Annotated in this window: 22 protein-coding genes; 15 read left to right on the top strand and 7 right to left on the bottom strand. The window is 71.0% G+C overall.

The window, feature by feature from the left end; genetic code table 11:
* Positions 1 to 65: 65 nt before the first annotated feature.
* From JAO81_RS34520 to JAO81_RS34540, 5 genes are all read right to left on the bottom strand, one after another.
* Positions 66 to 233 carry a hypothetical protein gene (locus tag JAO81_RS34520; protein WP_199551932.1) on the bottom strand — a complete coding sequence of 56 codons (168 nt, stop codon included), beginning with the start codon at positions 231 to 233 and terminating at the stop codon, positions 66 to 68.
* A gap of 62 nt (positions 234 to 295) precedes the next feature.
* Positions 296 to 1,348: a glycosyltransferase family 2 protein gene (locus JAO81_RS34525; RefSeq protein WP_199551933.1), complete on the bottom strand. Its 1,053-nt coding sequence runs from the start codon at positions 1,346 to 1,348 to the stop codon at positions 296 to 298.
* A 149-nt stretch (positions 1,349 to 1,497) separates the two neighbouring features.
* Positions 1,498 to 2,226, bottom strand: a complete 729-nt coding sequence (locus tag JAO81_RS34530) for a response regulator transcription factor (RefSeq protein ID WP_199551934.1) — start codon at positions 2,224 to 2,226, stop codon at positions 1,498 to 1,500.
* Positions 2,223 to 2,849 (bottom strand): hypothetical protein, encoded by a 627-nt coding sequence (locus JAO81_RS34535; RefSeq protein ID WP_199551935.1) that lies wholly within the window; start codon positions 2,847 to 2,849, stop codon positions 2,223 to 2,225. The genes JAO81_RS34530 and JAO81_RS34535 overlap by 4 nt, the downstream gene beginning before the upstream one ends.
* 51 nt (positions 2,850 to 2,900) lie before the next feature.
* Positions 2,901 to 3,491 (bottom strand): vitamin K epoxide reductase family protein, encoded by a 591-nt coding sequence (locus tag JAO81_RS34540; protein ID WP_199551936.1) that lies wholly within the window; start codon positions 3,489 to 3,491, stop codon positions 2,901 to 2,903.
* Positions 3,492 to 3,683: 192 nt separating this feature from the next.
* On the opposite strand from JAO81_RS34540, the gene JAO81_RS34545 reads away from it, so the two are divergent.
* Entirely contained in the window at positions 3,684 to 4,850 is a 1,167-nt protein-coding gene (locus JAO81_RS34545; protein ID WP_199551937.1) for a sensor histidine kinase, read from the top strand.
* Between the two features lie 465 nt (positions 4,851 to 5,315).
* Here the strand turns inward: JAO81_RS34545 and JAO81_RS34550 are convergent, their stop codons facing one another.
* Complete coding sequence (locus tag JAO81_RS34550; RefSeq protein ID WP_199551938.1) at positions 5,316 to 6,323, bottom strand: rod shape-determining protein; 1,008 nt, start codon at positions 6,321 to 6,323, stop codon at positions 5,316 to 5,318.
* 156 nt (positions 6,324 to 6,479) lie between these two features.
* On the opposite strand from JAO81_RS34550, the gene JAO81_RS34555 reads away from it, so the two are divergent.
* From JAO81_RS34555 to JAO81_RS34600, 10 genes are all read left to right on the top strand, one after another.
* Positions 6,480 to 7,997, top strand: a complete 1,518-nt coding sequence (locus JAO81_RS34555) for a folylpolyglutamate synthase/dihydrofolate synthase family protein (protein ID WP_199551939.1) — start codon at positions 6,480 to 6,482, stop codon at positions 7,995 to 7,997.
* Positions 7,998 to 8,002: 5 nt separating this feature from the next.
* Positions 8,003 to 8,359 (top strand): DUF4233 domain-containing protein, encoded by a 357-nt coding sequence (locus JAO81_RS34560; RefSeq protein WP_199551940.1) that lies wholly within the window; start codon positions 8,003 to 8,005, stop codon positions 8,357 to 8,359.
* 147 nt (positions 8,360 to 8,506) lie between these two features.
* Positions 8,507 to 8,920: a nucleoside-diphosphate kinase gene (gene ndk / locus JAO81_RS34565; protein WP_199551941.1), complete on the top strand. Its 414-nt coding sequence runs from the start codon at positions 8,507 to 8,509 to the stop codon at positions 8,918 to 8,920.
* Positions 8,921 to 9,249: 329 nt separating this feature from the next.
* Positions 9,250 to 10,269 carry a rod shape-determining protein gene (locus tag JAO81_RS34570; RefSeq protein WP_093613129.1) on the top strand — a complete coding sequence of 340 codons (1,020 nt, stop codon included), beginning with the start codon at positions 9,250 to 9,252 and terminating at the stop codon, positions 10,267 to 10,269.
* Between the two features lie 164 nt (positions 10,270 to 10,433).
* Positions 10,434 to 11,456, top strand: coding sequence for a rod shape-determining protein MreC (gene mreC, locus JAO81_RS34575; protein WP_199551942.1), 1,023 nt, complete (start codon positions 10,434 to 10,436; stop codon positions 11,454 to 11,456).
* Between the two features lie 5 nt (positions 11,457 to 11,461).
* Positions 11,462 to 12,133, top strand: a complete 672-nt coding sequence (mreD, locus tag JAO81_RS34580; RefSeq protein ID WP_199551943.1) for a rod shape-determining protein MreD — start codon at positions 11,462 to 11,464, stop codon at positions 12,131 to 12,133.
* Entirely contained in the window at positions 12,130 to 14,301 is a 2,172-nt protein-coding gene (gene mrdA, locus JAO81_RS34585; protein ID WP_199551944.1) for a penicillin-binding protein 2, read from the top strand. The genes mreD and mrdA overlap by 4 nt, the downstream gene beginning before the upstream one ends.
* Positions 14,301 to 15,488 carry a rod shape-determining protein RodA gene (rodA, locus tag JAO81_RS34590; RefSeq protein ID WP_199551945.1) on the top strand — a complete coding sequence of 396 codons (1,188 nt, stop codon included), beginning with the start codon at positions 14,301 to 14,303 and terminating at the stop codon, positions 15,486 to 15,488. Before mrdA ends, rodA begins: the two co-directional genes overlap by 1 nt.
* An 88-nt stretch (positions 15,489 to 15,576) precedes the next feature.
* Positions 15,577 to 17,190, top strand: a complete 1,614-nt coding sequence (locus JAO81_RS34595) for a CYTH and CHAD domain-containing protein (protein WP_199551946.1) — start codon at positions 15,577 to 15,579, stop codon at positions 17,188 to 17,190.
* Positions 17,191 to 17,241: 51 nt separating this feature from the next.
* The gene (locus JAO81_RS34600; protein WP_199551947.1) at positions 17,242 to 19,191 is read left to right on the top strand and encodes a TIGR03960 family B12-binding radical SAM protein; all 1,950 of its coding nucleotides are present in this window, start codon (positions 17,242 to 17,244) and stop codon (positions 19,189 to 19,191) included.
* A 75-nt stretch (positions 19,192 to 19,266) separates the two neighbouring features.
* On the opposite strand, the gene JAO81_RS34605 is transcribed toward JAO81_RS34600, so the two are convergent.
* A complete protein-coding gene (locus JAO81_RS34605; RefSeq protein WP_199551948.1) occupies positions 19,267 to 19,893 on the bottom strand; it encodes a hypothetical protein in 627 nt (208 codons plus the stop codon).
* 117 nt (positions 19,894 to 20,010) lie between these two features.
* Between JAO81_RS34605 and JAO81_RS34610 the strand changes: the two genes are divergently transcribed.
* The 4 genes from JAO81_RS34610 to JAO81_RS34625 all read left to right on the top strand — a co-directional run bounded on the left by JAO81_RS34610 (position 20,011) and on the right by JAO81_RS34625 (position 24,437).
* On the top strand, positions 20,011 to 21,063 hold the full coding sequence (locus tag JAO81_RS34610) for an amidohydrolase family protein (RefSeq protein ID WP_199551949.1): 1,053 nt from the start codon (positions 20,011 to 20,013) through the stop codon (positions 21,061 to 21,063).
* 491 nt (positions 21,064 to 21,554) lie between these two features.
* Positions 21,555 to 22,823, top strand: a complete 1,269-nt coding sequence (locus tag JAO81_RS34615) for a hypothetical protein (protein WP_199551950.1) — start codon at positions 21,555 to 21,557, stop codon at positions 22,821 to 22,823.
* Between the two features lie 48 nt (positions 22,824 to 22,871).
* Positions 22,872 to 23,639 carry a TIGR03936 family radical SAM-associated protein gene (locus JAO81_RS34620; RefSeq protein ID WP_199551951.1) on the top strand — a complete coding sequence of 256 codons (768 nt, stop codon included), beginning with the start codon at positions 22,872 to 22,874 and terminating at the stop codon, positions 23,637 to 23,639.
* A gap of 252 nt (positions 23,640 to 23,891) precedes the next feature.
* Entirely contained in the window at positions 23,892 to 24,437 is a 546-nt protein-coding gene (locus JAO81_RS34625) for a hypothetical protein (protein ID WP_199551952.1), read from the top strand.
* The last annotated feature ends 171 nt before the right edge of the window (positions 24,438 to 24,608 follow it).

A 24,608-nucleotide genomic window follows, 5' to 3' on the forward strand; every position in this document is an offset into this window, starting at 1 on the left:
ACGCCCACCGCCCCGGCCGCGGCGGGGGACGTGGGGGGCTCCCCTCCGGCGTCGTACCGCGCAGGTCAGTGGCGCAGCGCGGTGAGCACCAGCGCCCGGACCGCGAGGCCGGCCGCGACGAGCGTCGTCACGGCGACGATCGTGCCGAGGGCGGCGAGGAGGGGGGTGCCGCTCACGGCGAGCGCCGCTCCGGGGACGCCGATCGCGGCGGCGTTCAGGGGGCGTGCGTACATGGCTGAACTCCTTTGCCCGGCAAGGGAATGAAGGGTGGGTGGTCAGGTGGCGTACCAGTGGGTCAGGTGGCGTACCAGTGCTCCTGGCGCCGCAGCGCGAGGTCGATCAGGGACTTCACGTACACCGCCTGCCGGAACATGTCGTAGAGCAGCTCGGGCACCAGGAGGGCGGCGACGAGCACGGCCCGCGGGCCCGCGCCGCGGACGGTCACCGCACGTTCCACGACGAAGACGAGGGTGATCGCGGTCCAGAACGGAGCCGCGCCCTGCCAGCCGTTGACCGACAGGTTGAGGACCGCGAACAGGACGAAGCAGGCCAGGGCAAGGGTGCCGAGGCCGAGCAGGAACTGCTGGCGGAAGTAGTACGCGGTGACGGGGGTGCGCCCGTAGTCGCGCAGGTTCTCCAGGGCGCCGCGCTGCCACCGCATCCGCTGGTGCCACAACGCGGGGACGGAGGTCATGACTTCGGTGACCAGACGGCAGCCGTCGGGTGAGACCGTGCGGTGGCCGAGGGTCTTGACGGCCTTGGTGATCTCGTCGTCCTCGGTGAGCGAGGCGAGGCTGTAGCAGCCGCTGCCGCCGCCGAGCCGACCCGCGCGCCGGGCCGCGCGCACCTCGCGCAGGACCGAGGCGCGGAACAGGGTGCCGGTGCCGGTGAGGACCACGGCCTCGTTCCCCTTGCGGTGGATCTCATGGGCGTAGCGCTGGTACTCCATGCGCTGCAGAAGTCCGAGCGGTCCGCCGCCCTGCTCGCCGTAGAAGACACCGCCGACGGCGCCCACTTCGGGGCCGTCGAGGGCAACGGCTGCGGTGTGTACGAAGTCGGGGGCGAGCACCGTGTCGGCGTCCTGGACGAGGACCAGGGCGTCGTCGGCGAGCTCGGTGAGGAGCGGTTCGAGGGCCTGGTTGAGGGCGCCGGCCTTCTTGTCGCGGTTGGCGACGGGCACGAACACCTCGGCGCCGCACCGCTCCGCGATCTCGGCGGTGGCGTCCGTGCAGTTGTCGGCGACGACCACGACACGGTCGGGCCGGCGGGTCTGGCGGTACAGACCGGCGAGTGTGGCGACGATGCGGTCCTGCTCGTCGTGCGCCGGAACCAGGGCCACCAGCTGCATCTCCGTATCTCCTCTCGTACTTTCGGCCGATACGAGGGAGCCTGACAGGTCTCGGTGGCAGGGGGCGTGCCGGTTGGTTGCGGGTCGGTTGCAGGGTCTGCGAACAGGGCGGATTCCGGGGCCTGTTGACGGCCGGTGACCGCCCGGGGCTAGGAAGAGCCCGGCGGCCGGTACCGGTAGCCGATCGAGCGCACCGAGCCGATGGGAGCGGTCTGTCCGGTGGCCTTGCTGATCTTGCCGCGCAGCCGGTGCACCGCGTACTTGACCCGGCCCGGGTCGGCGTCCGGCTCGTGCCAGACCAGGTCGAGCAGCTGCTCGCGCGTGAGCACCTGGCCGGGGTTGCGGGCGAAAGCGGTCAGGAGGTCGAGTTCGAGTACGGACAGGTCGAGGAAGTTCCCGTCGGCGACGGCCTCACGCGCGGCGAGGTCGACGGTGAGCCAGCCGTCCTCGATCAGCTGGCTCTTGCGGGGCGCGGGGCGGCCGCGCCGCAGCCGCGCCTGCAGCAGCGGGCCGACCACGCGCTCGGGAGTGCACGGTGTGAGGTAGTCGTCGGCCCCTGCCTCGAGCGCCCGGACGGCGTCGTCGGCGTCGTACGCCGTATCCACGACCAGGAGCGGCAGTTCGCTCATGTCCCGTACGCGGTCGATGACCCGCCACGGGCTCAGGCCGGCGAGCCGGAGGCTGAGCACCATGGCGTCGGGGCGGTGGCGGAACAGGGCGCGCAACGCCTTCCGGCCGTCGTGCACGATCAGGAGGTCGACCGGAGGGGCCTTGGCGACACGCAGGAAGAGCGCGCGCAGCTCGACGGCCGTGTCCTCGGGGACGGCGATGAGCACCAGGGGCGGGCGCGCTCTGCCCTCCGGGTGCCGGTGGGTCATGCGGTCCGCAGGCCGAGCCGTTCGAGCTCCGCCTCCGCCAGGAGGTCCAGCGTGTCCGGGTCGCCGCCGCGCCAGCCCTCCGCGAGGCTGCCCGCGGTCGCGTCGGGGAGGTCGGCCGTGCGGGCCAGGTAGGCGACCTCGTCGAGGGGGCGGAGCAGGGCGCGCAGGGCGAGGAGTTCGCGGCCGTCGTCCGATGCGGACAGCTCCTGGGCCGCGACCGCCTGGCGCGACCAGCGCAGGCGCCGGGGGAGCCAGAGCGCGAGGACCAGGCCGACGGGCAGCAGGAACAAGGCGAGGGAACCGGTCAGGGCGAGGGCGTCGACCGCGGTGCCCCCGTTCTCACCGGCGTCCGCGAGCTTGTCGCCCGCGCCCGCGACGTTGCGGAGCGCCTCGTCGAGTTTGCCGCCCACGAACGGCACCTTCGACGCGGTGCTGCCCGCGGTGGTGAGACCGGAGCTGAAGCGCTGGCCCGCGGTCTCGACATCCTGGGCGGGCCCGGACAGGAGCTGGACGAGCCGGTAGGCGATGAAGGCGAGGGCGGCCCAAAGGAGGGCCCACAGGAGGACGGCGCCGTCGCCGATCATCTGGCGCGTACGACGGCCGGGGTTCTGGGCGTACCACATGGGGTGATTGCACCTCCACAGCCGGTGCGATCGTCTGAACCGCGCCGGTGATCAGAACAGCCGGTCGCCGAAACGGGTCAGCACCAGCACCAGGACGGTGCCGTACAGGACGACGGGCCCTGCCCACGAGTTCGCCGTCAGGGCCCGGGTCAAACCGGCGGGCGCGGACAGGACGCCGGTGCGCAGGCAGTGCGTGGTCACGTACCAGAAGAGGGGCAGTACGACCGCCCAGACGAGCATGCACCAGGGGCAGAGCGCGCCGATCACGTAGAGGCACTGGGTGATCAGCCAGACGACGAAGACGAAGGCGGCGGTCGCTCCCGTCTGGAGGCCGAGCCAGATCCAGCGGGGGAGCGCGGCGCCGGACAGCAGCGCGAGGCCGAGGCCGAGGAGGACGGCGAAGGCGGGAAGGCCGAGCAGCATGTTGGGGAAGCCGAGCAGGTTGCCCTGCCAGGTGTCCATCACGTCCGTGCAGCTGAGCACCGAGTTGAGGGAGCAGGCCGGGACGAAGGCGGGGTTCGCCAGGGTCTCGATCCGGTCGTACGTGAGCATCGCGGACGCGAGCGTGCCGAGGGCTCCGGCCACGACGATGAGCACGCTCAGGGCGCGGCTTGCCGGGACGGGGGCGGTGGGGCTGCTCATGAGTCCAGCGTCCCTGGGCCGCGGGGGCCGGCTGTAGATGCGGTGGTCCCGACGAGTCCCTGGTCCGGGCCGTACTTTCGGCCGAGGTGGTGGGCGCCGCTTGACGGATCTGTCCGAGCGGAGTGCCGTAAATCACGTAAATCGGGTACTAGGTCCGTCAAACCGGGCCTAAAGACCCCGGATGATGGAGGGATGCACGACCGGGCAGCGCACGCGTACCGCCGGGTGGCGGCCGCGGGCCGGCGCCGGGTGGAGTCCTGGGGCGACCGTCCCCGGCTCCTGGACGCCATGACCGCGCTCGGCTGCTTCGGGCTCATGTCCCTGGACATTCCGGGACTCGCCGCGGCCGACAACTCGCTGAACGGCTGGGCCGCGACCGCGGTGCTCGCGGCCGGTTCGGCGACGCTGCTGGTGCGGCGCTCCGCGCCTTGGGTGGCGTACGCGGTGGCGCTGGCCCTTCTGGCCTGGCTGCATGAGCTGACACTCGCGCAGTTCGCGCTCTACTCGCTCGGCCGCTATCGGGGCCGGCGTGCGGGTGTGGCCGGGATCGCCGTGTACGTGGTGGTGGCCTTCGTGCTCTTCCAGCTGCCGGGCTGGCCCGCGCACCGCGGGGACACGCTCGGCGACTTCCTCAGCCTGGTCGTGCCGATCGGTGTGCTCGCGGCAGGGGTCGGGATCGCCGCGAACCGGCAGGATCTGGTGCGGGCCCTGGAGTCGCAGCGGGCCGAGACGGCGGTGCTTCAGGCGGTGCATGCGGAGCGCAGCGAGGTCGCGGGCGATGTCCATGACTTCGTCGGGCGTGAGCTGACGCTGCTGTGTGTGCGCTCCGATGTGCTGGCCCGCAGGGCGCGTTCCGGGGCGGATGAGGGGTACGCCGCGCAGTTCGAGGAGCTGGGTGACACCGCTCGGCGGGCCCACACGCTGCTCAACGAGATCATCGTGCGGCGGGCCGACGCGGGGATGCCCACGCCGGGGCTCGACGCTCTGCCCGACCTGGTGGAGCGGAGCGAACGGGCCGGTACGCCTGTGCTGTTGGAGGTCGACGAGGTGGCCGGGCGGCTGTCGCCGCTGCGGCAGGCCGCGGTGTACCGGGTTGCGCAGGAGTGTCTGACGAATGCGGCCAAGCATGCGCCGGGGGAGAAGGTGCGGGTGCGTATAGCGGTGGGTGAGGGGGTGGCTCGGGTCGAGGTCAGCAATGCGCTGTCTGCTGTGTCGCCCGTTCGGGCGCCCGTCAGTACCGGGACGGGGACGGCGGGGATGGCGGAGCGGGTGCGCAGTGTGGGTGGGTCCTTTGCGGCGGGGCGGCGTGACGGGGCGTACGAGGTGGTGGCGGAGCTGCCGGCGGGGCGCGGGCTGTGAGCTGAGGCTCGGTCTGCGCGGTTCGTACGGTTTCGCTGCGTGCGGTCTTGCGGTCCGCTGCGGGTGGCTTGTGTGTGCCCGCTGCCCGCTGCCTGTTGCTGTCCTTTTGCCAGCCGTGCCGGTGCTCGCGCGTGCGGTTGCGTCGTGGGGTCGGTGCCGGTCCGGGGTACCTGTCATACGGGCAATGGCGCCGTCTCCGCGAAGGGTTGCCGTGGCCGTCGGGGGTGCCCGTATGACAGGCACCCCTCCCCGTCCCCTTCCGTCGTCGCGCGGCTGCGGGCCGGTGGGGGTTCCGTCTCGCAGCTGCGGGTGGGTTTCGTTTCGTCGGCTCGCGGCTGTGGTGATCCCGTTTCGTCGGCTCGCGCCCACGGTCAGCTCGCGTGCCCGCCGCCCAGTCGGCTCGCGTCCGACGTTCTGTCGAGTCGCCCCCACCGCCTCATGGTTGGGCGGTGGGCGGGTTCGGGGCTACGCCGCCGACATCAGGCGGGACAGTGAGTCGAAGTCCTCGACGCACTGGCCGCAGCCCATGGCCACCGAATCGAGGGGGTTCTCGGCGACGGAGACCGGGATGCCGGTGGCCGCGGCCATGCGGAGGTCGAGGCCCGGGAGCAGTGCGCCGCCGCCTGTCAGGACGATGCCGTGGCCCATGACGTCACCGGACAGTTCGGGCGGGCACTCCTCGAGCGTGGCCTTCACGGCCTCGATGATCGCCTCGATCGGCTCGTCCAGCGCCGAGCGGATCTCCTTCACGGTCAGGTCGACCGTCTTGGGCAGACCGCCCACCTTCTCGCGCCCGCGCACCGTGAACGTCCGCATCTCGAAGGCGTCCTCGCCCGGTACCGGCCCGGCCGAGCCGATCGCCACCTTGATGTCCTCGGCGGTGCGCTCGCCGATCAGGAGCGAGTGCTCCTTGCGTACGTAATCGGTGATCGCCACGTCGAAGCGGTCGCCTCCGACCCGCAGCGACTGCGCGGTGACGATCCCGCCGAGCGAGATCACCGCGACCTCGGCCGTACCGCCGCCGATGTCCACGACCATCGAGCCGCGCGGCTCGGAGACCGGCAGGCCCGCGCCGATCGCCGCGGCCATCGGCTCCTCGATCAGATGCACCTGCCGCGCACCCGAACGCTGTGCGGCCTGCACGATGGCCCGGCGCTCCACGGGCGTCACCCCGCTGGGCACGCAGACGACCATGCGCGTACGGGGGCGGCGGCCCGGGACGGCCCGGCGGACGAAGGCCCGGATCATCTCCTCGGCGGCCTCGTAATCGCTGATCACGCCGTCCTTGAGCGGGCGGATCGCGGTGATGGAGCCCGGGGTGCGGCCGATGGTCTCCTTGGCCTCCGTGCCGACGGCGAGCGCTCCCCGTACGCCCTCCTTGACGGCCACGACGGACGGTTCGTTGAGCACGATGCCCTGGCCACGGGCGTAGAGCAGGGTGTTGGCGGTGCCGAGATCGATCCCTATGTCCATGATCGGCAAGTTTGCCCGGAGCGGCCCGGAACCGGGCCGCCGAAGGTCCCGAACCGGGTGGGCCCAAGGTCCCGTCGGTGGCGCGCGGCGGGGGAGGGACCGGTCCCGTCGGTGGCGCGCGGCGGGCTGTCGGCGCACCTCCGTAGACTGGCGTACGTGAGTGAGCTCCCCCCGCACGACAGCAGCCGAGAAGGCCTTCCCGACGAGTTCGACGAGATCGTCTCCTCGGAGACGGACCGTGACCCCGACCTGGCGGTGATCGAGGCGGGCAGCCGTACCCTGCGCGCCCAGTCGGGCCCGCCCGCCTCCGACATCCCGGCCCGCCCCGAGGACCCCGAGGTCGACAAGGCGCTGCGCGCCGTCGAGACGGAGCTCGCCTCGCGCTGGGGCGAGACCAAGCTGGAGCCGTCGGTCAGCCGCATCAAGGCGCTGATGGACGTGCTCGGCGACCCGCAGCGCGCGTACCCCTCGATCCATCTCACGGGCACCAACGGCAAGACGTCCACGGCCCGCATGATCGAGGCCCTGCTCGCCGCGTTCGAGCTGCGCACCGGCCGCTACACCTCGCCGCACGTCCAGTCCGTCACCGAGCGCATCTCGCTCGACCAGGCGCCGATCTCCGCCGAGCGCTTCATCGAGACGTACGAGGACATCAAGCCGTACGTCGAGATGGTGGACGCGCAGCAGGAGTACCGGCTCTCGTTCTTCGAGGTCCTGACGGGCATGGCGTACGCGGCCTTCGCCGACGCACCCGTCGACGTCGCCGTCGTCGAGGTCGGCATGGGCGGCAGCTGGGACGCCACCAACGTGATCGACGCGGACGTCGCCGTCGTGACGCCCATCGACCTCGACCACACCGACCGGCTCGGGGAGACGCCCGGCGAGATCGCCGGCGAGAAGTCCGGGATCATCAAGCAGGACGCCACGGTGATCCTCGCGCAGCAGCCCGTCGACGCGGCCCAGGTACTTCTGAAGAAGTCCGTCGAGGCCGACGCGACGGTCGCCCGCGAGGGTCTGGAGTTCGGCATCGTCTCGCGACGCCTCGCGGTCGGCGGCCAGATGGTGACGCTGCGCGGACTCGGCGGCGAGTATGAGGAGATCTTCCTGCCGCTGCACGGCGCGCACCAGGCGCACAACGCGGCGGTCGCGCTCGCCGCGGTCGAGGCCTTCTTCGGTGTGGGCGCGTCCCGCAGCGAACCGCTCGACGTGGACACCGTCCGCAAGGCCTTCGCGCAGGTCACCTCGCCCGGCCGCCTGGAGCTGATCCGCACCTCGCCGACCGTGCTGCTCGACGCCGCGCACAACCCGGCGGGCGCCCGCGTCACCGCCGAGGCCATCAGCGAGGTCTTCGACTTCAGCCGGCTCATCGGTGTGGTCGGCGCGAGCGGTGACAAGGACATCCGGGGCTTCCTCGAGGCGTTCGAGCCGGTCTTCGCGGAGATCGTCGTCACGCAGAACTCCAGCCATCGCGCCATGGACGCCGACGAACTCGCGGCCCTGGCCGTCGAGGTCTTCGGCGAGGACCGTGTGCAGGTCGAGCCGCGGCTCGACGACGCCCTCGAAGCGGCGATCACGCTGGCCGAGGAGGAGGGCGAGTACGCCGGCGGCGGAGTGCTCGTGACCGGTTCCGTCATCACCGTCGGCGAGGCCCGACTGCTCCTGGGGAGGGGCTGACACCCATGCGTACGCTCTGTGCTTCCACGCTGATCGGCGAGTTCTTCATCATCGGCTTCGCGGGTCTGGTCGCCATGAAGGACCCCGACCTGTCGATGGGGACGGTCTGGACGGTCTGCGGTATCGGCATGGTCCTGTCCGTGCTGCTCTGCGGAATGATCACCCGGCCCGGCGGCGTCCAGCTGGGCTGGGCCCTGCAGATCGGGTTGATCGCCTCGGGCTTCATCGTCCCGGCGATGTTCTTCCTCGGCGTCTGCTTCGCCGCGCTGTGGGGGGTGTCGGTGCACTTCGGCCGGAAGATCGACGAGGCGAAGGCGCGCTTTGCCGCGCAGCGGGAGGAGATGGGCGCGGACCCGGCGTAAGGGGGATGAGCCCCGGGGCGCCGCATCCGGACTTCGTTCGGATCTGCTCAATCGCCGCAGGGGCTGAGCTGGTCCGGGTTCAGGCCCCATGGTGACTCCTAGTAGTCTCTGAGGCCCGCACGCCGTAGAGCCAAGGAGCCGCACACCATGTCCCAGCGCACCCTCGTCCTGCTGAAGCCGGACGCCGTCCGCCGTTCGCTGGTGGGCGAGATCATCAGCCGTATCGAGCGCAAGGCCGGCTGGCAGATCACCGCGCTGGAGCTGCGCTCGCTCGGCCAGGAGACCCTCGAGCAGCACTACGGCGAGCACAAGGGCAAGCCGTTCTACGAGCCGCTCGTCGAGTTCATGTCCTCCGGCCCCGTCGTCGCGCTCGTCGTCGAGGGCGAGCGGGTCATCGAGGGCGTCCGTACGCTCGCCGGTCCGACCGACCCGATCGCCGCCACCCCCGGCTCCATCCGCGGCGACTTCGGCACCATCGTGCGCGAGAACCTGATCCACGCCTCGGACTCCGAGGAGTCCGCCGAGCGTGAGCTGAAGATCTTCTTCCCGGGTCTCGCCTGAGTGCTCGGGACCTCGCACGGGCGCCATGGGTGACGCCCGCACTTTCTGATGCTCCGTCAGTCGGAGTGGGCCTGTGACCAGGGGCGGCCGCGAAAAACGCGGTCGCCTCTTGGCATATGCAAGCCGATTGGGGGAACGCATCCTTCCGTCGGCTCGTCCCCATTAGCGGGGCGGCGGTTCGTCTGCTGACAATGGCGAAGACCCCCGCACAGTGCCCGTGCAGGCGAGACTACGATGGAAGCCTCCACGCCACCGTGCCCACCGCGCCTACCTGACAAGCCATCAATGCACCATTTTGGGAAGGCCAGACGCTCCTGATGGGAACCAATATGTCGTTCATCGGCCGTGACATGGCGATCGACCTCGGGACCGCCAACACGCTGGTCTACGTCAGGGGCCGAGGGATCGTACTCAACGAACCGTCCGTGGTCGCGATCAACACGAACACCGGCGGGATCCTCGCGGTCGGCGCCGAAGCGAAGAAGATGATCGGCCGCACCCCTGGCAACATCGTGGCGGTCCGCCCGCTCAAGGACGGCGTCATCGCCGACTTCGAGATCACCGAGCGGATGCTCCGCTACTTCATCCTGAAGATCCACAAGCGCCGCTACCTCGCGCGGCCGCGCGTCGTGGTCTGTGTGCCCTCCGGTATCACCGGCGTCGAGCGTCGCGCGGTGATCGAGGCGTCCACCCAGGCCGGTGCCCGCCAGGTGCACATCATCGAGGAGCCCATGGCCGCGGCCATCGGCTCGGGCCTGCCGGTCCACGAGGCCACCGGCAACATGGTGGTCGACATCGGCGGAGGCACCACCGAAGTGGCCGTGATCTCCCTGGGAGGAATCGTCACGGCACAGTCGATCCGGGTGGCGGGCGACGAGCTGGACAACGCGATCATCCAGCACATCAAGAAGGAGTACAGCCTCCTCCTCGGTGAGCGGACCGCCGAGCAGATCAAGATCACGATCGGTTCGGCGTACGACCTGGACACCGACGAGCACACCGAGATCCGCGGCCGTGACCTGGTCTCGGGTCTGCCCAAGACCGTGGTGATCTCCGCGGCCGAGGTGCGCAAGGCCATCGAGGAGCCGGTCAACGCGATCGTGGACGCGGTCAAGACCACTCTCGACAAGTGCCCGCCGGAGCTGTCCGGCGACGTGATGGACCGCGGCATCGTGCTCACCGGCGGCGGCGCTCTGCTGCGCGGCCTGGACGAGCGCCTGCGCCGCGAGACCGGGATGCCGATCCACATCGCCGAGGACCCGCTGGACTCGGTGGCGCTGGGCTCCGGCAAGTGCGTCGAGGAGTTCGAGGCGCTGCAGCAGGTGCTCGACGCGACGCCGCGCAGATGACGTAAAAACCAACGATCCGCCGTACGAAGCTGCCACTTCGTACGGCGGATCGTTGATATAGAGGCAAGACACCAATAACCGCATAAGGGCACTAACCGGGAGCGCTCCGCAGGCGGTCCCGGCCATGGCAAGTACATCCGATGAGGAAGGCACGGCCGCCGCACGTGAGGGACACACGAGAGAGCCGGCTGCTCCTGGTGCTGCTGATCGCCATCGCGTTCGCGCTGATCACAGTGGATATCCGGGGTGGCGAGGAGTCTCCGGTCGACGGTGCCCGGCAGGCCGCCGCGACCGTCTTCGGTCCGGTGGAGAACGGGGTCTCGGCCGCGGTCGACCCGGTCGGCAACGCCATAAAGGCCATCCGGGAGTCCGGCGACCGTCACACCCGGATCAGCCAACTCGAGCGCGAGAACGCCGCCTTGAAGGCGAAGCTCGGCAGCGACGACCGCAACCGCAGCCGCGTCCGCCAGCTCGACAAGATGCTGAAGACCGCCGGCGCCGGACAGTACGGCATCAAGGGTGCGCAGGTCATCGGCATAGGAGCGGCCCAGGGCTTCTCCTGGACCGTGACGATCGACGCGGGCGCCAATGACGGACTCAAGCGCGATATGACCGTGCTCAACGGCGACGGTCTCGTCGGCCGCGTCACCACCGTCGGACCCAGCACCTCCACCGTGCTGCTCGCCACCGACCCGGACTTCACCGTCGGCACGCGCATGGAGAACAGCGACGAGCTGGGCTTCGCGACCGGCCAGGGCGACCGTCCGCTGTCGGTGCAGATGCTCAACGGCAAGGCCAAGGTCAAGAAGGGCGACCGGATGGTCACCTTCGGCTCGCAGGCCGACAAGCCCTTCGTGCCGGGCGTCCCGATCGGCGAGGTCGTCGAGATCGACCCCTCCGACGGCGGCCTGACCCGGACCGTGCACCTGGAGCCGTATGTCGGCTTCACGCAGCTCGATGTCGTCGGCGTGGTCGTCGAGGCCCCGCGCACCGACCCGCGCGACAAGGTGCTGCCCGATCCGGTCAAGCCCAAGCCGACGCCGACCGTCACCGTAACCGTGACGCCGAACGCGAACGGTGAGTACCCGGCCGAAGGGGAAGGCGAGGACGCGGCGGGCGGCCAGAACCCGCCGACCGGTGCGAGCCGGGACCCGAACGCCGGCAACGCACAGGACGACCAGGAGTAACTGCCATGCGCTTCAATCGGATGCTCCTGTCGGCCACCCTGGTCGTCGTCGCGCTCGTCGTGCAGGTCAGCGTGCTGGCCCGGCTCCACCTGCCCGGCGCCGTGCCCGACCTGCTGCTCCTGACCGTGCTCGGCCTCGCGCTCGTGTACGGGCATGTCGGCGGCTGTCTCGTCGGCTTCGGCGCCGGACTGCTCGCCGACCTCGCCCCGCCCGCCGACCATGCCGCCGGACGCTACGCCCTGGTGCTCTGCGTGATCGGCTACCTCGCCGGACTCGTCAAGCCCGAGAGCGGGCAGCTGCGCACGGCCACCGGTCCGATGGCGGTCGTCGTCGGCGCCGCGATCGGCTCGACCCTGCTGTACGCGGGGGTGGGCGCCCTCGTCGGTGACACCGCCGCCCGCCATGTGGGCCTCGGCGGCCTGCTGTTCAGCGCCACGCTCTACGATCTGCTGCTCGCCCCGTTCGTCGTGCCGGCCGTCATGTGGCTGGCCAGACGCGCCGAGAACGATCCGCTGGGCGAGACGAGCGGCTCGGGCAAGGCGAGCGATGTCGCCTCCGGCTGGCTCTCCTCCGGTACCGGGCTCAGGATCGGCAGCCAGCGCGGTGGATTCCGTATGAAGGCAAACAAGGCCCGGGTCGCCAGGGCCGGACGTATCAAGGGGGTCAAGCGCCTGTGACGAACATTCCGGAGACAGGGCGCACACCCCGCGTCCAGATCCGCCTGATCATCCTGCAGATCCTGGTCCTGTCCCTGCTCCTCACCCTCGGCGGCCGCCTCTGGTACCTCCAGGTGCGCAACGGCGACGAGTACGCCGACGAGGCCAACGGCAATCACGTGCAGCGCGTGGTGCAGCCCGCCGTACGCGGCTCGATCCTGGACGCCCGCGGCGTACCGCTCGCCGACAACGAGACCCGGCTCGTGGTCTCCGCCTCGCGCACCGAGCTGATGAAGATGAAGGACGACGGCGAAGCGGTCCTCACCCGGCTCGCCGAGGTGCTCGGGATGACGCCCAAGGACGTCGCCGACAAGGTGCGCCTGTGCAACGCCGAGACCCCGCAGCCCTGCTGGAACGGATCGCCGTACCAGCCGATCCCGATCACCGACGAGGCCACGCCCAAGCAGGCGCTGCAGATCCGCGAGCGCGCCGAGGACTTCCCCGGCATCACCGCCGAACCCACCGCCGTACGCCGATACACCGCGCCCGGATCCGCCAGGACCTCCCAGGTCCTCGGCTATCTCTCGCCCGTCACGGACGAGGAGATCCAGGCCGCCAAGGACACCGACTCCCCGTATCTGCGCAGCGACCAGGTGGGCCGCTCGGGCCTCGAGCGCACCTACGACAAGCAGCTGCGCGGCAAGGCCGGCGTCACCGCGTACGAGGTCGACAAGCTCGGCCGCGTCATGCGCCAGACGCAGGCCGAACCCGCCCAGCCCGGGGCCAACGTCGTCACCAGCATCGACGCCCAAGTGCAGCGCGTCGCGGAGTACGAGCTCAACGAGGCGATGAAGGCCGCCCGCTTGGAGACCGACAAGATCACCGGGCAGAAGTACAAGGCCGACTCGGGTGCCGTCGTCGTGATGGAGTCGAGGACCGGCCGGATCGTGTCCATGGCCTCGCAGCCGGACTACGACCCCAACGCCTGGGTCGGCGGTATCTCCGGCAAGGACTACGCCAAGATGACCAGCAAGAAGTCCAACTTCCCGCTGCTCAACCGCGCCATCCAGGGGCAGGCCGCGCCCGGGTCCATCTTCAAGGTGGTCTCCGCCAGCGCCGCCGTCCGCGCGGGGCACCCCTTCAACGACCGCTACAACTGCAGCAGTTCGTACAGCCTCGGCAACCGCAGCTTCGCGAACTTCGAGTCCAAGGGGTACGGGCCGATCAGCCTCGGCCGCGCCCTCGAGGTCTCCTGCAACACCGTCTTCTACGCCCTCGGCCACCAGGAGTGGCAGCGCGACGGCGGCAACAAGCCCAAGAAGAACCCGGGCGACTGGTTCTACAAGACCGCCCGCGACTTCGGCCTCGGCGCCGAGACCGGCATCGACCTGCCCAACGAGGTCAGCGGACGCATCCCCGACCGCAAGTGGAAGCAGGAGTACTGGGAGGCCAACAAGGACGCCTGGTGCAAGCAGGGCAAGAAGGACGGCGACTACCCCGAGCGGATCGCGTACGAGAACTGCCTGGAGGGCAATCGCCTCAAGGCCGGTGACAGCGTCAACTACGCCATCGGGCAGGGCGACATCCTCGTCACCCCGATCCAGATGGCCACGATCTACTCCGCGATCAGCAACGGCGGCACCCTCTACGACCCCAGCGTCGGCAAGGCGACCATCAGCCCCGACGGCAAGCGCGTCGAGGAGATCAAGCCCAAGGCGCACGGCAAGCTGCCGATAAACGACAAGCTTGTCGGCCAGCTGGACGGCGCGCTGCGCTCCGTCACCCAGAGCGGTACCGCGGCCTGGCGGTTCGGCGGCTGGCCGCACGACAAGATCCCGATCCGCGCCAAGACCGGTACCGCCCAGGTCTACGGCAAGCAGACCACGTCCTGGCTCGCGACCTACACCGACGACTACACGATCATCATGACCATCTCCCAGGGTGGTACGGGTTCCGGCGCCTCGGGTCCGGCCGTGCGCAACATCTACGACGCCATGTACGGCCTGGACAAGAGCGGCAAGCAGAACCTGAAGAAGGCGCTCCTGCCCAAGCCCCAGAAGGACCTGCCGAAGATCGGGACGGACGGCGCGATCGACGCGCCCAAGGTCAAGCCGTATGTGCCGCTTCAGGAGGAACCGCCCGCCCAGGAAGAACTGGCGGCCGCACTCACCCCCGGGAGGCGTGACTGATGGGCGGCTTCTCCGTCTCCGGATACGGGCCCGAACGCACCACCATGTCCAAGCTGTTCGCGCGTGACTCGATCGCGCGGCGGCTCGACTGGCCGATGCTCCTGGCCACGCTCGCCCTCTCGGTCATCGGCTCGGCCCTGGTCTACTCGGCCACCCGCAACCGCACCGAACTCGTCGGCGACGACCCGTACGCGTATCTGCTCAAGCACCTGCTGAACATCGGCATCGGCATCGGCCTGATGATCGGCACCGTCTGGCTGGGCCACCGCACCCTGCGCACGGCCGTGCCGATCCTGTACGGCGTCTCCGTCTTCCTCGTCCTGCTCGTGCTCACCCCGCTCGGCACCACCATCAACGGTGCGCACGCCTGGCTCGACCTCGGCGGACTATCGCTGCAGCCCTCGGAGTTCGTGAAGGTCACGATCATCCTGGGCATGGCGATGCTGCTCGCCGCGCGCGTGGACGCCGGCGACCGCGAGCACCCCGACCACCGCACGGTGATGCAGGCGCTCGGTCTGGCCGCGGTCCCGATAATGATCACGATGCTGATGCCGGACCTCGGTTCGGTCATGGTGATGGCGATGATCGTCCTCGGGGTGCTGCTCGCCTCCGGGGCCTCCAACCGCTGGATCCTCGGCCTGCTCGGCACGGGCGCGGCCGGTGCGCTCGCCGTCTGGCAGCTCGGTGTGCTCGACGACTACCAGATCGCCCGCTTCGCGGCCTTCGCCAACCCCGCGCTCGACCCCTCAGGCGTCGGCTACAACACCAACCAGGCGCGTATCGCGATCGGTTCGGGCGGGCTCACCGGATCCGGACTCGGCAACGGGTCGCAGACCACAGGGCAGTTCGTGCCCGAGCAGCAGACCGACTTCATCTTCACCGTGGCCGGTGAGGAACTCGGCTTCCTCGGGGCCGGGGCGATCATCCTGCTGCTCGGCGTCGTCCTGTGGCGCGCCTGCCGCATTGCCCGCGGGACCACCGAGCTGTACGGGACGATCGTGGCCGCCGGGATCATCGCCTGGTTCGCGTTCCAGGCCTTCGAGAACATCGGGATGTGCCTCGGCATCATGCCGGTGGCCGGTCTGCCGCTGCCCTTCGTGTCATACGGCGGCACGTCGATGTTCGCGGTGTGGATCGCGATCGGACTGCTCCAGTCGATCCGGGTGCAGCGGCCGATGTCGGCGTAATCCCTGTCCACTTGTAGCCGTGGTCCCTGCGCACTTGCGGCGCCGACGGCATCTGGTTCTCGTCCTGATTCGCGTCTAGATTCGGTTCATGGCGGAGACGAAGCGCGAGATCGAGCGGAAGTACGACCTGGCGGGCTCCGAAGGAGCGGCCGAGCCGCCCGACCTGACCGGTGTGGCCGGGATCGCGGACTCGGTGGACAAGGGCGTCGCGGAACTGGACGCCGTCTACTGGGACACCGTCGACCAGCGCCTCGCCGCCGCCTCGATCACCCTGCGCCGCCGCACCGGCGGCGCGGACGCCGGCTGGCATCTGAAGCTGCCCGTGTCGCACATCCCCGGCGCCCGTGACGAGATCCGCGCACCGCTGTCGGACACGGTCCCGGCCGACCTCGCCGGTCTGGTGCGCTCCCGGGTGCGCGACGCCGCGCTCGTCCCCGTCGTGCGGCTGCGCTCCGCCCGCCGGATCCAGCACCTCCTGGACGCCCAGGGCTCCCTGCTCGCCGAGCTCAGCGTCGACCGGGTGCGCGCCGAGCGGCTCGGCGGCGGGCGGGGGACCTCCGCGTGGACCGAGCTGGAGGTCGAGCTGGCGGACGACGGCGAGATCGCGCTGCTCGACAAGGTCGACAAGAAGCTGCGGAAGAAGGGCATCCGGCCCTCCGACGCCCCCTCCAAGCTGGCCCGTGCGCTCGCCGAGACCGCGCCCGAAGTGCCGGCCGTCGAACCGGCCGGGCCGGAGATCGCCACCGTGCGCGGCAAGAAGGCCGGCAAGCCCGCGGCCGTCGCCGAAGAGGTGCGCGAGGCCGTGGGCAAGGGCCCCGGGACCGCAGGCGACCACGTCCTGGCGTATCTGCGCGCCCAGCGCGACGCGCTCGTCTCGCTCGACCCCGCGGTCCGCCGTGACCTGCCCGACTCCGTGCACCAGATGCGGGTGGCCACCCGCCGGATGCGCAGCGCCTTCAAGAGCTTCCGCAAGGTGCTCGACCGCACGGTCACCGACCCGGTCGGCGAGGAGCTGAAGTGGCTCGCGGGGGAGCTGGGTGTCGACCGCGACCAGGAGGTGCTGGGCGAACGGCTCACCGGCCGGATCGCCGAGCTGCCCACGACGCTGCTGCTCGGCCCGGTCGTCGCCCGGCTCCAGGCCTGGAGCGTGGCCCGCGGCAGCAGCTCGCGGCGCCAGGCACTGGACGTGCTCGACACCGAGCGCTACCTGACCCTCCTCGACACCGTGGACGCCCTTCTCGCCGCGCCGCCCCTGAAGCCGGCCGCCGCGAAGGCGCCCGCCAAGGCGCTGACCAAGGCGCTGCTCAAGGACTACGGACGCCTGGAGACCCGCGTCGAGCACGCCCTCGCCCTGCAGCCCGGCGAGGAGCGCGACCTCGCGATGCACGAGGCCCGCAAGGCCGCCAAGCGCGCCCGGTACGCGGGCGAGGCCGCGGCCCCCGCGCTCGGCAAGCCCGCCGAGAAGTTCGCCAAGCGGATGAAGGCGGTGCAGACCGTCCTCGGCGACCACCAGGACAGCGTGGTGGCCCGCGAGGCGCTGCGCACCCTGGCGGTCCAGGCCCATATGGCCGGGGAGTCCGCCTTCACCTGGGGTCTTCTCTACGGCCATGAGGAAGCGGCCGCAGCGGACCGGGAGCGCGAGCTGCCGGGCGTATGGGAACAGGCGTCCCAGGAGAAACTGCGGGCGTCGCTCGGGGCCTGATCGCCGGGGTACGCTGGATGGTCACCCTGCCAGCTCACCGAAAGTCCCGAGATGTCTGTCGAGTCGGTCTTCCCACAGCTTGAGGCCCTGCTCCCGCACGTGCAGAAGCCGATCCAGTATGTGGGCGGCGAGCTCAACTCCACGGTCAAGCCGTGGGAGGACTGCGACGTCCGCTGGGCGCTCATGTACCCGGACGCGTACGAGGTCGGTCTGCCCAACCAGGGCGTCATGATCCTGTACGAGGTCCTCAACGAGCGCGAGGGCGTGCTCGCGGAGCGCACGTACAGCGTGTGGCCCGACCTGGAGGCGCTCATGCGTGAGCACCGGGTCCCGCAGTTCACCGTGGACTCGCACCGCCCGGTGAAGGCCTTCGACGTGTTCGGCCTGTCCTTCTCCACGGAGCTGGGCTACACGAACATGCTCACGGCCCTCGACCTGGCGGGCATCCCGCTGGAGTCGAAGGACCGCGGCCTCGACGACCCGATCGTCCTCGCGGGCGGCCACGCGGCCTTCAACCCCGAGCCGATCGCCGACTTCATCGACGCCGCGATCATCGGCGACGGCGAGCAGGCCGTGCTCGACATGACCGAGATCATCCGCCACTGGAAGGCCGAAGGCCGTCCGGGCGGCCGCGAGGAGGTGCTGCTGCGCCTCGCGAAGACCGGCAGCGTCTACATCCCCGCGTTCTACGACGTCGAGTACCTGCCCGACGGCCGGATCGGCCGCGTCGTGCCGAATCGCTCGGGCGTGCCGTGGCGCGTCTCCAAGCACACCGTCATGGACCTCGACGAGTGGCCCTACCCCAAGCAGCCGCTCGTCCCGCTCGCGGAGACCGTGCATGAGCGCATGTCCGTGGAGATCTTCCGCGGCTGCACCCGGGGCTGCCGCTTCTGCCAGGCCGGCATGATCACGCGTCCCGTACGGGAGCGAAGCATCACCGGCATCGGCGACATGGTGGAGAAGGGCCTCAAGGCGACCGGCTTCGAAGAGGTCGGCCTGCTGTCGCTGTCCTCCGCGGACCACTCGGAGATCGGCGACATCGCCAAGGGCCTCGCGGACCGCTACGAGGAAGACAAGATCGGCCTCTCGCTGCCGTCGACCCGCGTGGACGCCTTCAACGTGGACCTGGCCAACGAGCTGACGCGCAACGGGCGTCGCTCGGGTCTGACCTTCGCGCCCGAGGGCGGCTCCGAGCGCATGCGCAAGGTCATCAACAAGATGGTCTCCGAAGAGGACCTCATCCGGACAGTTGCCACCGCGTACGGCAACGGCTGGCGCCAGGTGAAGCTCTACTTCATGTGCGGTCTGCCGACGGAGACCGACGAGGACGTGCTGCAGATCGCCGACATGGCAACGGCCGTGATCGCCAAGGGCCGTGAGGTCTCGGGCAAGAACGACATCCGCGCCACGGTCTCCATCGGCGGCTTCGTCCCCAAGCCCCACACGCCGTTCCAGTGGGCGCCGCAGCTCTCCGCCGAGGAGACGGACGAGCGTCTGGGCAAGCTCCGCGACAAGATCCGCGGCGACAAGAAGTACGGCCGCTCCATCGGCTTCCGCTACCACGACGGCAAGCCCGGCATCGTCGAGGGCCTGCTCTCGCGCGGCGACCGCCGCATCGGAGCGGTCATCCGCGCGGTGTACGAGGACGGCGGCCGTTTCGACGGCTGGCGCGAGCACTTCTCGTACGACCGCTGGATGGCCTGCGCGGACAAGACGCTGCCCGCGATGGGCGTGGACGTCGACTGGTACACGACGCGTGAGCGCACGTACGAGGAGGTCCTGCCCTGGGACCACCTGGACTCGGGCCTCGACAAGGACTGGCTCTGGGAGGACTGGCAGGACTCCCTCGACGAGACCGAGGTCGAGGACTGCCGCTGGACGCCCTGCTTCGACTGCGGCGTATGCCCGCAGATGGACACGCACATCCAGATCGGCCCGACGGGCAAGAAGCTGCTGCCGCTGATGGTCAAGCAGCCCGAGACGAGCGGGCACGCGCACTGACGTGAACGGGCGGGCCGTGGCCGGAAGGTCACGGCCCGTTTTCGTTTTTCGTACGGGGGCCGACGGGCCGGACCGTCAGCTCTTCGTGGGCGCCGCGCGGCCGCGGGTCGCCCGCCCGTACAGCGCCGAGAGCATCGGGAAGGTCATGGCCAGCGCGAATCCGCCGAACGGCAGGACGAGCAGCAGGGTCACGAGGACCGCGGTCGTGATGAGCGTTCCGCGCGCGGGGTCGCTTCCCACGACGAAGACCGCGGCGTCCGCTTCAGGGGCGGGGAAGCCCCGTCCCGGGACCAGCCGGGCGTCGGCGTAGACCTTCTCGGGGCGGCACTCCTCGCCTTCGGGGAGTTCGACCACGGTGCGGTCGAGGGACTTGGAGTCATCGCCTGCGGCGGCTGCTGTTTCGGAAGGTTCGGCGACTCGGGCCTCTTCGGCCGGGAGGAAACGGCCGACGCAGTACGTGCCCTGCGACTCGGAGTGCGTCTGCTCCCGGATGACGACCACCGAGCCCCGGATGCCGCCCTCGCCCCGCGCGGCCCGGGCCCGCTCGGCGGCCTGGTCGACCGCGAGGACGGCCGTGCACAGGGCGATCACGCCGACGGCGGCGCACACCAGCCAGATCGTCACGGCGATGATCGCCGACCTTCGGTCCTCCAGCAGACCCGAGGCGTCCCCGCCCCGGTTCAGCCCTCTCTTCTTGCGCAACGGCCCCCCAACGCTCGCGTGTTGGCGCAGGCTATCGCCCCGCGTCGTGCACGGGGGAGGCTGATGCGGCGGGGCTGATCTTGTCCGGGGCCGTGCGGCCGGGCAGACTTCCCGGCCATGGCCTTTCATGTGCGCGGGACCGTGCTGCCCGACGGCGACTGTCGTGACCTGTGGATTCTGGGGGACCGGATCACCTTCGAGCGGCCGGGTGCCGAGTGCGTGACGCTGGCCGAGGGTGGGTTTCTGCTGCCTGGGCTTGTGGATGTGCATACGCATCCGGGGGCTGTGGGGGACGCCTCGACGCCGCCTGGTTTCGATGCCGGGCTGTTCGCCGAGCAGATCGACGCGCACCGGGACGCGGGGACGGCCGCGCTGCGGTTTCCCGGGCTGACCGGTCAGGTGCCGGACGAGGTGCGGAACGCGCCGGGCGCGCCACGGATGATCACGGCGGGGCGGTGGCTGGCGTGGGCCGGTCTTTCGCGGAGTGCCGAATTCCATACCGTGACCGATGAGTTGGCCGCGGCGGCGGTCAAGGAGGCGCTGGCCAACGACGGTTGGTGCAAGATCATGGGGGACTGGGACTTCGATGCGCCGCCCGTTCCGTACGAGGTGATGCGGGCCGTCGTCGAGGCCGTGCACGCGGTCGGTGGGCGGGTCGCCGCTCATTGCCAGTCCGCCGACGGGGTGTTGCAGGCGGCCCGTGCCGGGATCGACTCCATCGAGCACGGGATGGGGATGCCGGAGGAGTGTGTGGGGCTGATGGCCGCGAGCGGGGCTGCGTATGTCCCCACGCTGACGGCCTTCGCGGGGAGTCGCGCGGAGGTGGCCGCGCGGGGGACGGCGCGGGCCGCTCTGTGGCTTTCCGGGCACGACACGATGATCCGGCGGGTGCGGGAGGCGCACGATGCGGGGGTGACGGTGCTGGCCGGGACGGATTCGGCGCCGTTCGGGAACGTGGCCTCGGAGGTCGAGCACCTGGTGGCGGCGGGGTTGCCGGCGGATGCGGCCGTGGGGGCGGCGAGTTGGGCGGCTCGGGACTTTCTCGGGTTGCCCGGCTTGGTCGAGGGTGGTCTGGCCGATCTCACCGTGTACGAGGAGGATCCACGGCGTTCGCCGGGGGTGTTGAGGCATCCGCGGCGGGTGGTGGTGCGGGGGCATGTGGTGCGGTGAGGTTGCCGGGGTTGTGAAGGGGCTTGCTGCGCTTGGCCGTTGACCCGCTGCGGTGCTCGCGCCCGCGGTTTCGTCGTGGGTCGGGGCCGGGGTGGGGTACCTGCTCATTCGGGCAATGGCACCCCGTTCCCTCAAAGGCCGGCCTCACCGACGGGGACGCCCGTATGACAGGCACCCCACCCCGTCCCCTTCCGCCGGTGCGCGGCTTTCGGAGCGTCCACCTTCAGCCCGTCCGGCGTTTGAGGACGAGCGCCCTTAAGGCGCGATACGGGGGCAAGGGGCGAAGCCCCAACCAGCCCACCCCGCAGGGGTCCGGGGCAAAGGCCCGGTTTCGGGACGGGACGGGTAGGGGAAAAACTCGCCCGCCACAGGCGCCCACCCACCCGCACCCGCAGACGAGACAGAGCTCCACCCCCAAGGCCCACACCAGGCGTTACTCGGTCGCAACACTGGAGCGGATCCGGGACCGGCCCGGATGCGTCCTGTCAGGCATGGACCTCGAGAAGGCGCCCCAGGCCACCCCGGCAGCCCCGGCGCCGCCGCCCCCTTCCGCGCCGGAGGGGTGCATAGCGGCGGCCATCAGGATCCCCGTACGCATCGTCGTGCTCGTGCTCGTCGTGCCCGTACGGATGGTGTGGGACGCCCTCGTCGTGGGCGGCAAGTTCGTACAGCGGACGCTGCTGCTGCCTGTGGGGCGAGCCCTCGCCTGGCTGGGGCGGACGCTGATCGTCACGCCCGCGGTGTTCCTGTGGGAGCAGCTGCTCGTACCGCTCGGGCACGGGCTCGGCTGGGTCGGGCGGATGCTCGGGGCCGGGCTCGGCTGGGTCGGCAAGGCGTTGTTCGTGTGGCCGTGGGTGGCGCTGTGGCGCTACGTGGTCGTGCCGGCGGGTGCCGGTGCCGGCCGGCTGGGGCGGGTGTTGTTCGTCGTGCCCGCCGTCTGGTTGTACGCGTACGTCCTGACGCCGGTCGGGCACGGGCTCGCCTGGCTGGGACGGATGCTCGGGGCCGGGCTCGGCTGGCTCGCCATGGCCGTGTTCGTGTGGCCGTGGGTCGCCCTGTGGCGGTACGTGCTCGCCCCCGTCGGACGAGGGCTGCTCTGGCTCGGGGCCGTGGTGCTCGCCGGGCTCGCGTGGATGGGGCGGGTGCTCGTCGTCGCGCCGGCCGTGTGGATGTACGCGTACGTCCTGACGCCCGTCGGACACGGCATCCTCTGGGCCGGCCGGGGGATCGGGACGCTGCTGCGGTGGATGTTCGTGGTGCCCGTCGTCGCTCTGTGGCGCTGGGTGCTCGTGCCGGTCGGGAAGGCGATCGGCGTCGTGGCGCGGGAGGTCGGTGACGCGGTCGGGCACGCCTGGCGTATCGCCGGGCGGATCTCGCGGGCCGTGGGCCGGGCGATCGGAACGCTGCTGCGCTGGATCTTCGTGGAGCCCGTGCGGTGGGCGTACCGGACGGTACTCACGCCCGTCGGCCATTTCGTACGGGATGCCGTCCTCAGGCCGGTCGGTCAGGCGGTGCGTGAGGCCGGGCGCAGTGCGCGCAAGGCCCTTGCCGCGGCCCGCGAGAGCGCCCGGCAGACCCGGGCCGACGTACGGCGGATGCTGTTCGGCGCACCCGCTCGTGAGGCCGCCCCCATCCCCGTACAAAAGCACCGGCGGGAACCGGGAGCCGCTCAGGCACGTACTCTAGGTAGCAGTACGACCGCACCTGCACACCATCAGCCGCTGCCGCACGCGGCGGCGGTGAAGTTCACGAAGGACTGACTGACACTGGGCAAGCGACAGCCCGAAGGCCCGCCGCCCGCACCCGCGGTGCAGCGCATTCGACTGCGTTACACCAAGCGCGGCCGCCTCCGGTTCACCAGCCACCGCGACTTCCAGCGCGCTTTCGAGCGTGCCCTGCGTCGCGCCGAGGTCCCCATGGCGTACTCGGCGGGCTTCACTCCGCACCCCAAGGTGTCCTACGCCAATGCCGCACCCACCGGCACGGGCAGTGAGGCCGAGTATCTGGAGATCGCTCTGACGGAGAAGCGCGACCCCGCGCAGCTCCGTGTCCTCCTCGACGAGTCGCTGCCCGACGGGCTCGACATCACCGAGGCGGTCGAGGCCCGGATCTCGGGTCTCGCGGACCGGCTGCAGGCCTCGGTCTGGGAGTTGAGGCTCGACGGTGTCGAGCTCGCGCAGGCCCAGGCCGCCGTGAAGGCGTTCCTCGATGCCGAGACCGTCGAAGTCGGACGGCTCACGAAGAACGGCATGCGCACCTTCGACGCCCGCGGCGCCGTCGCTGATCTGCAGGCACTCGAATCCCGGGCTGATAGGCCGGGGGCTGAGCCCTGTGCGATACTGCGGCTGGTTGTAAGGCATGCATCGCCTGCCGTACGACCCGACGACGTCCTGTCCGGTCTCCGAGCCGTAGCCGACTTGGTGCCGCCGGTCCCCGCTGCGGTGACCAGGCTGGCCCAGGGGCCGTTCGACGAGGAGTCCGGCACGGTGACCGACCCGCTCGCGCCCGACCGCGAGGCGGCCGCGCCCTCCACCCAAGAGGACGCAGAGCCGACCGCCGCGGCAGCGCAGGGCTAGGGAAGGTTTCGCAGGGACGGTCGCCGAACCGCGCAGCCCTTGTACTCGGGAGCCACCTGGGTCGGGCCGCGCACCGACCACCAGACTTTCGCCAGGCCGTGCGTACCGCGTATCGGAACCGGCGAGACAGACACATACAGCTCCCGTGCGGCGCCCGCGCCTGCCGGACGAGCGGCCTGGTTCAGTACTGCCGGCCGCGGACGTCATCGGCACCGGCGCGGCGCCCGGGAGCGTGACGGGAGAACCGCCCGCATGCTCGAGCCGACCGAACCCGGTACGTCCGGGGACGCCGAGAACAACACCGCACCTGGCGACAAGCTGCCGCCGCGCCGCCGGCGCCGCGCCGCGTCCCGCCCGGCGGGACCGCCCGTCGCGGCCACCGCGTCGGACGCGCCGGCCATACCGGCCGCCGAAGTAGCCGCCGAGCCCGTCGCCGCGGAGGACCCCGTCGCGGACGAGGCCGCCGTGGAGGCGCACGAGGCCGCCGTCGAGGCGCAGGCCGAGGAGACCCCCGCGCCGCGCACCCGCCGTCGCGCCACGCGCCGCGCTTCCGCGCCCGCAGGGGCACCGAAGGCTCCGGAGCCGGCCCCTGTCGCGGAGGCCGCCGCCGAAGAGGCCGCGGACGAGGGGGCCGCGGACGAGGAGACGGAGGCCATCGAGGAGACCGCCGCCGTGGCCGAGGCGGTCGTCGAGGAGCCCGCGCCGCGCGCCCGCAGCCGCCGTCGCGCCACCCGGCACCGGTCGTCGAGGAGCCCGCGCCGCGCGCCCGCAGCCGCCGTCGCGCCACCCGCAAGGTGACCGCGCCCGAGGCAGTCGCCGAGGAGAGCGCCGAGGCCGCCCCGGTTCAGGCCGAGCAGGCCGCCGACGTACAGGAAGACAAGGCCGGAGCCGAGCAGGCGCGGGGGGCCGGAGAGGGCCCCCCGCGGGGGCGGACGCGCCCTCCCCCCACCCCCCCGGGGGCCCCCCCCG

It is taken from the genome of Streptomyces sp. N35, assembly GCF_016464295.1.
Lineage (GTDB): Bacteria > Actinomycetota > Actinomycetes > Streptomycetales > Streptomycetaceae > Streptomyces.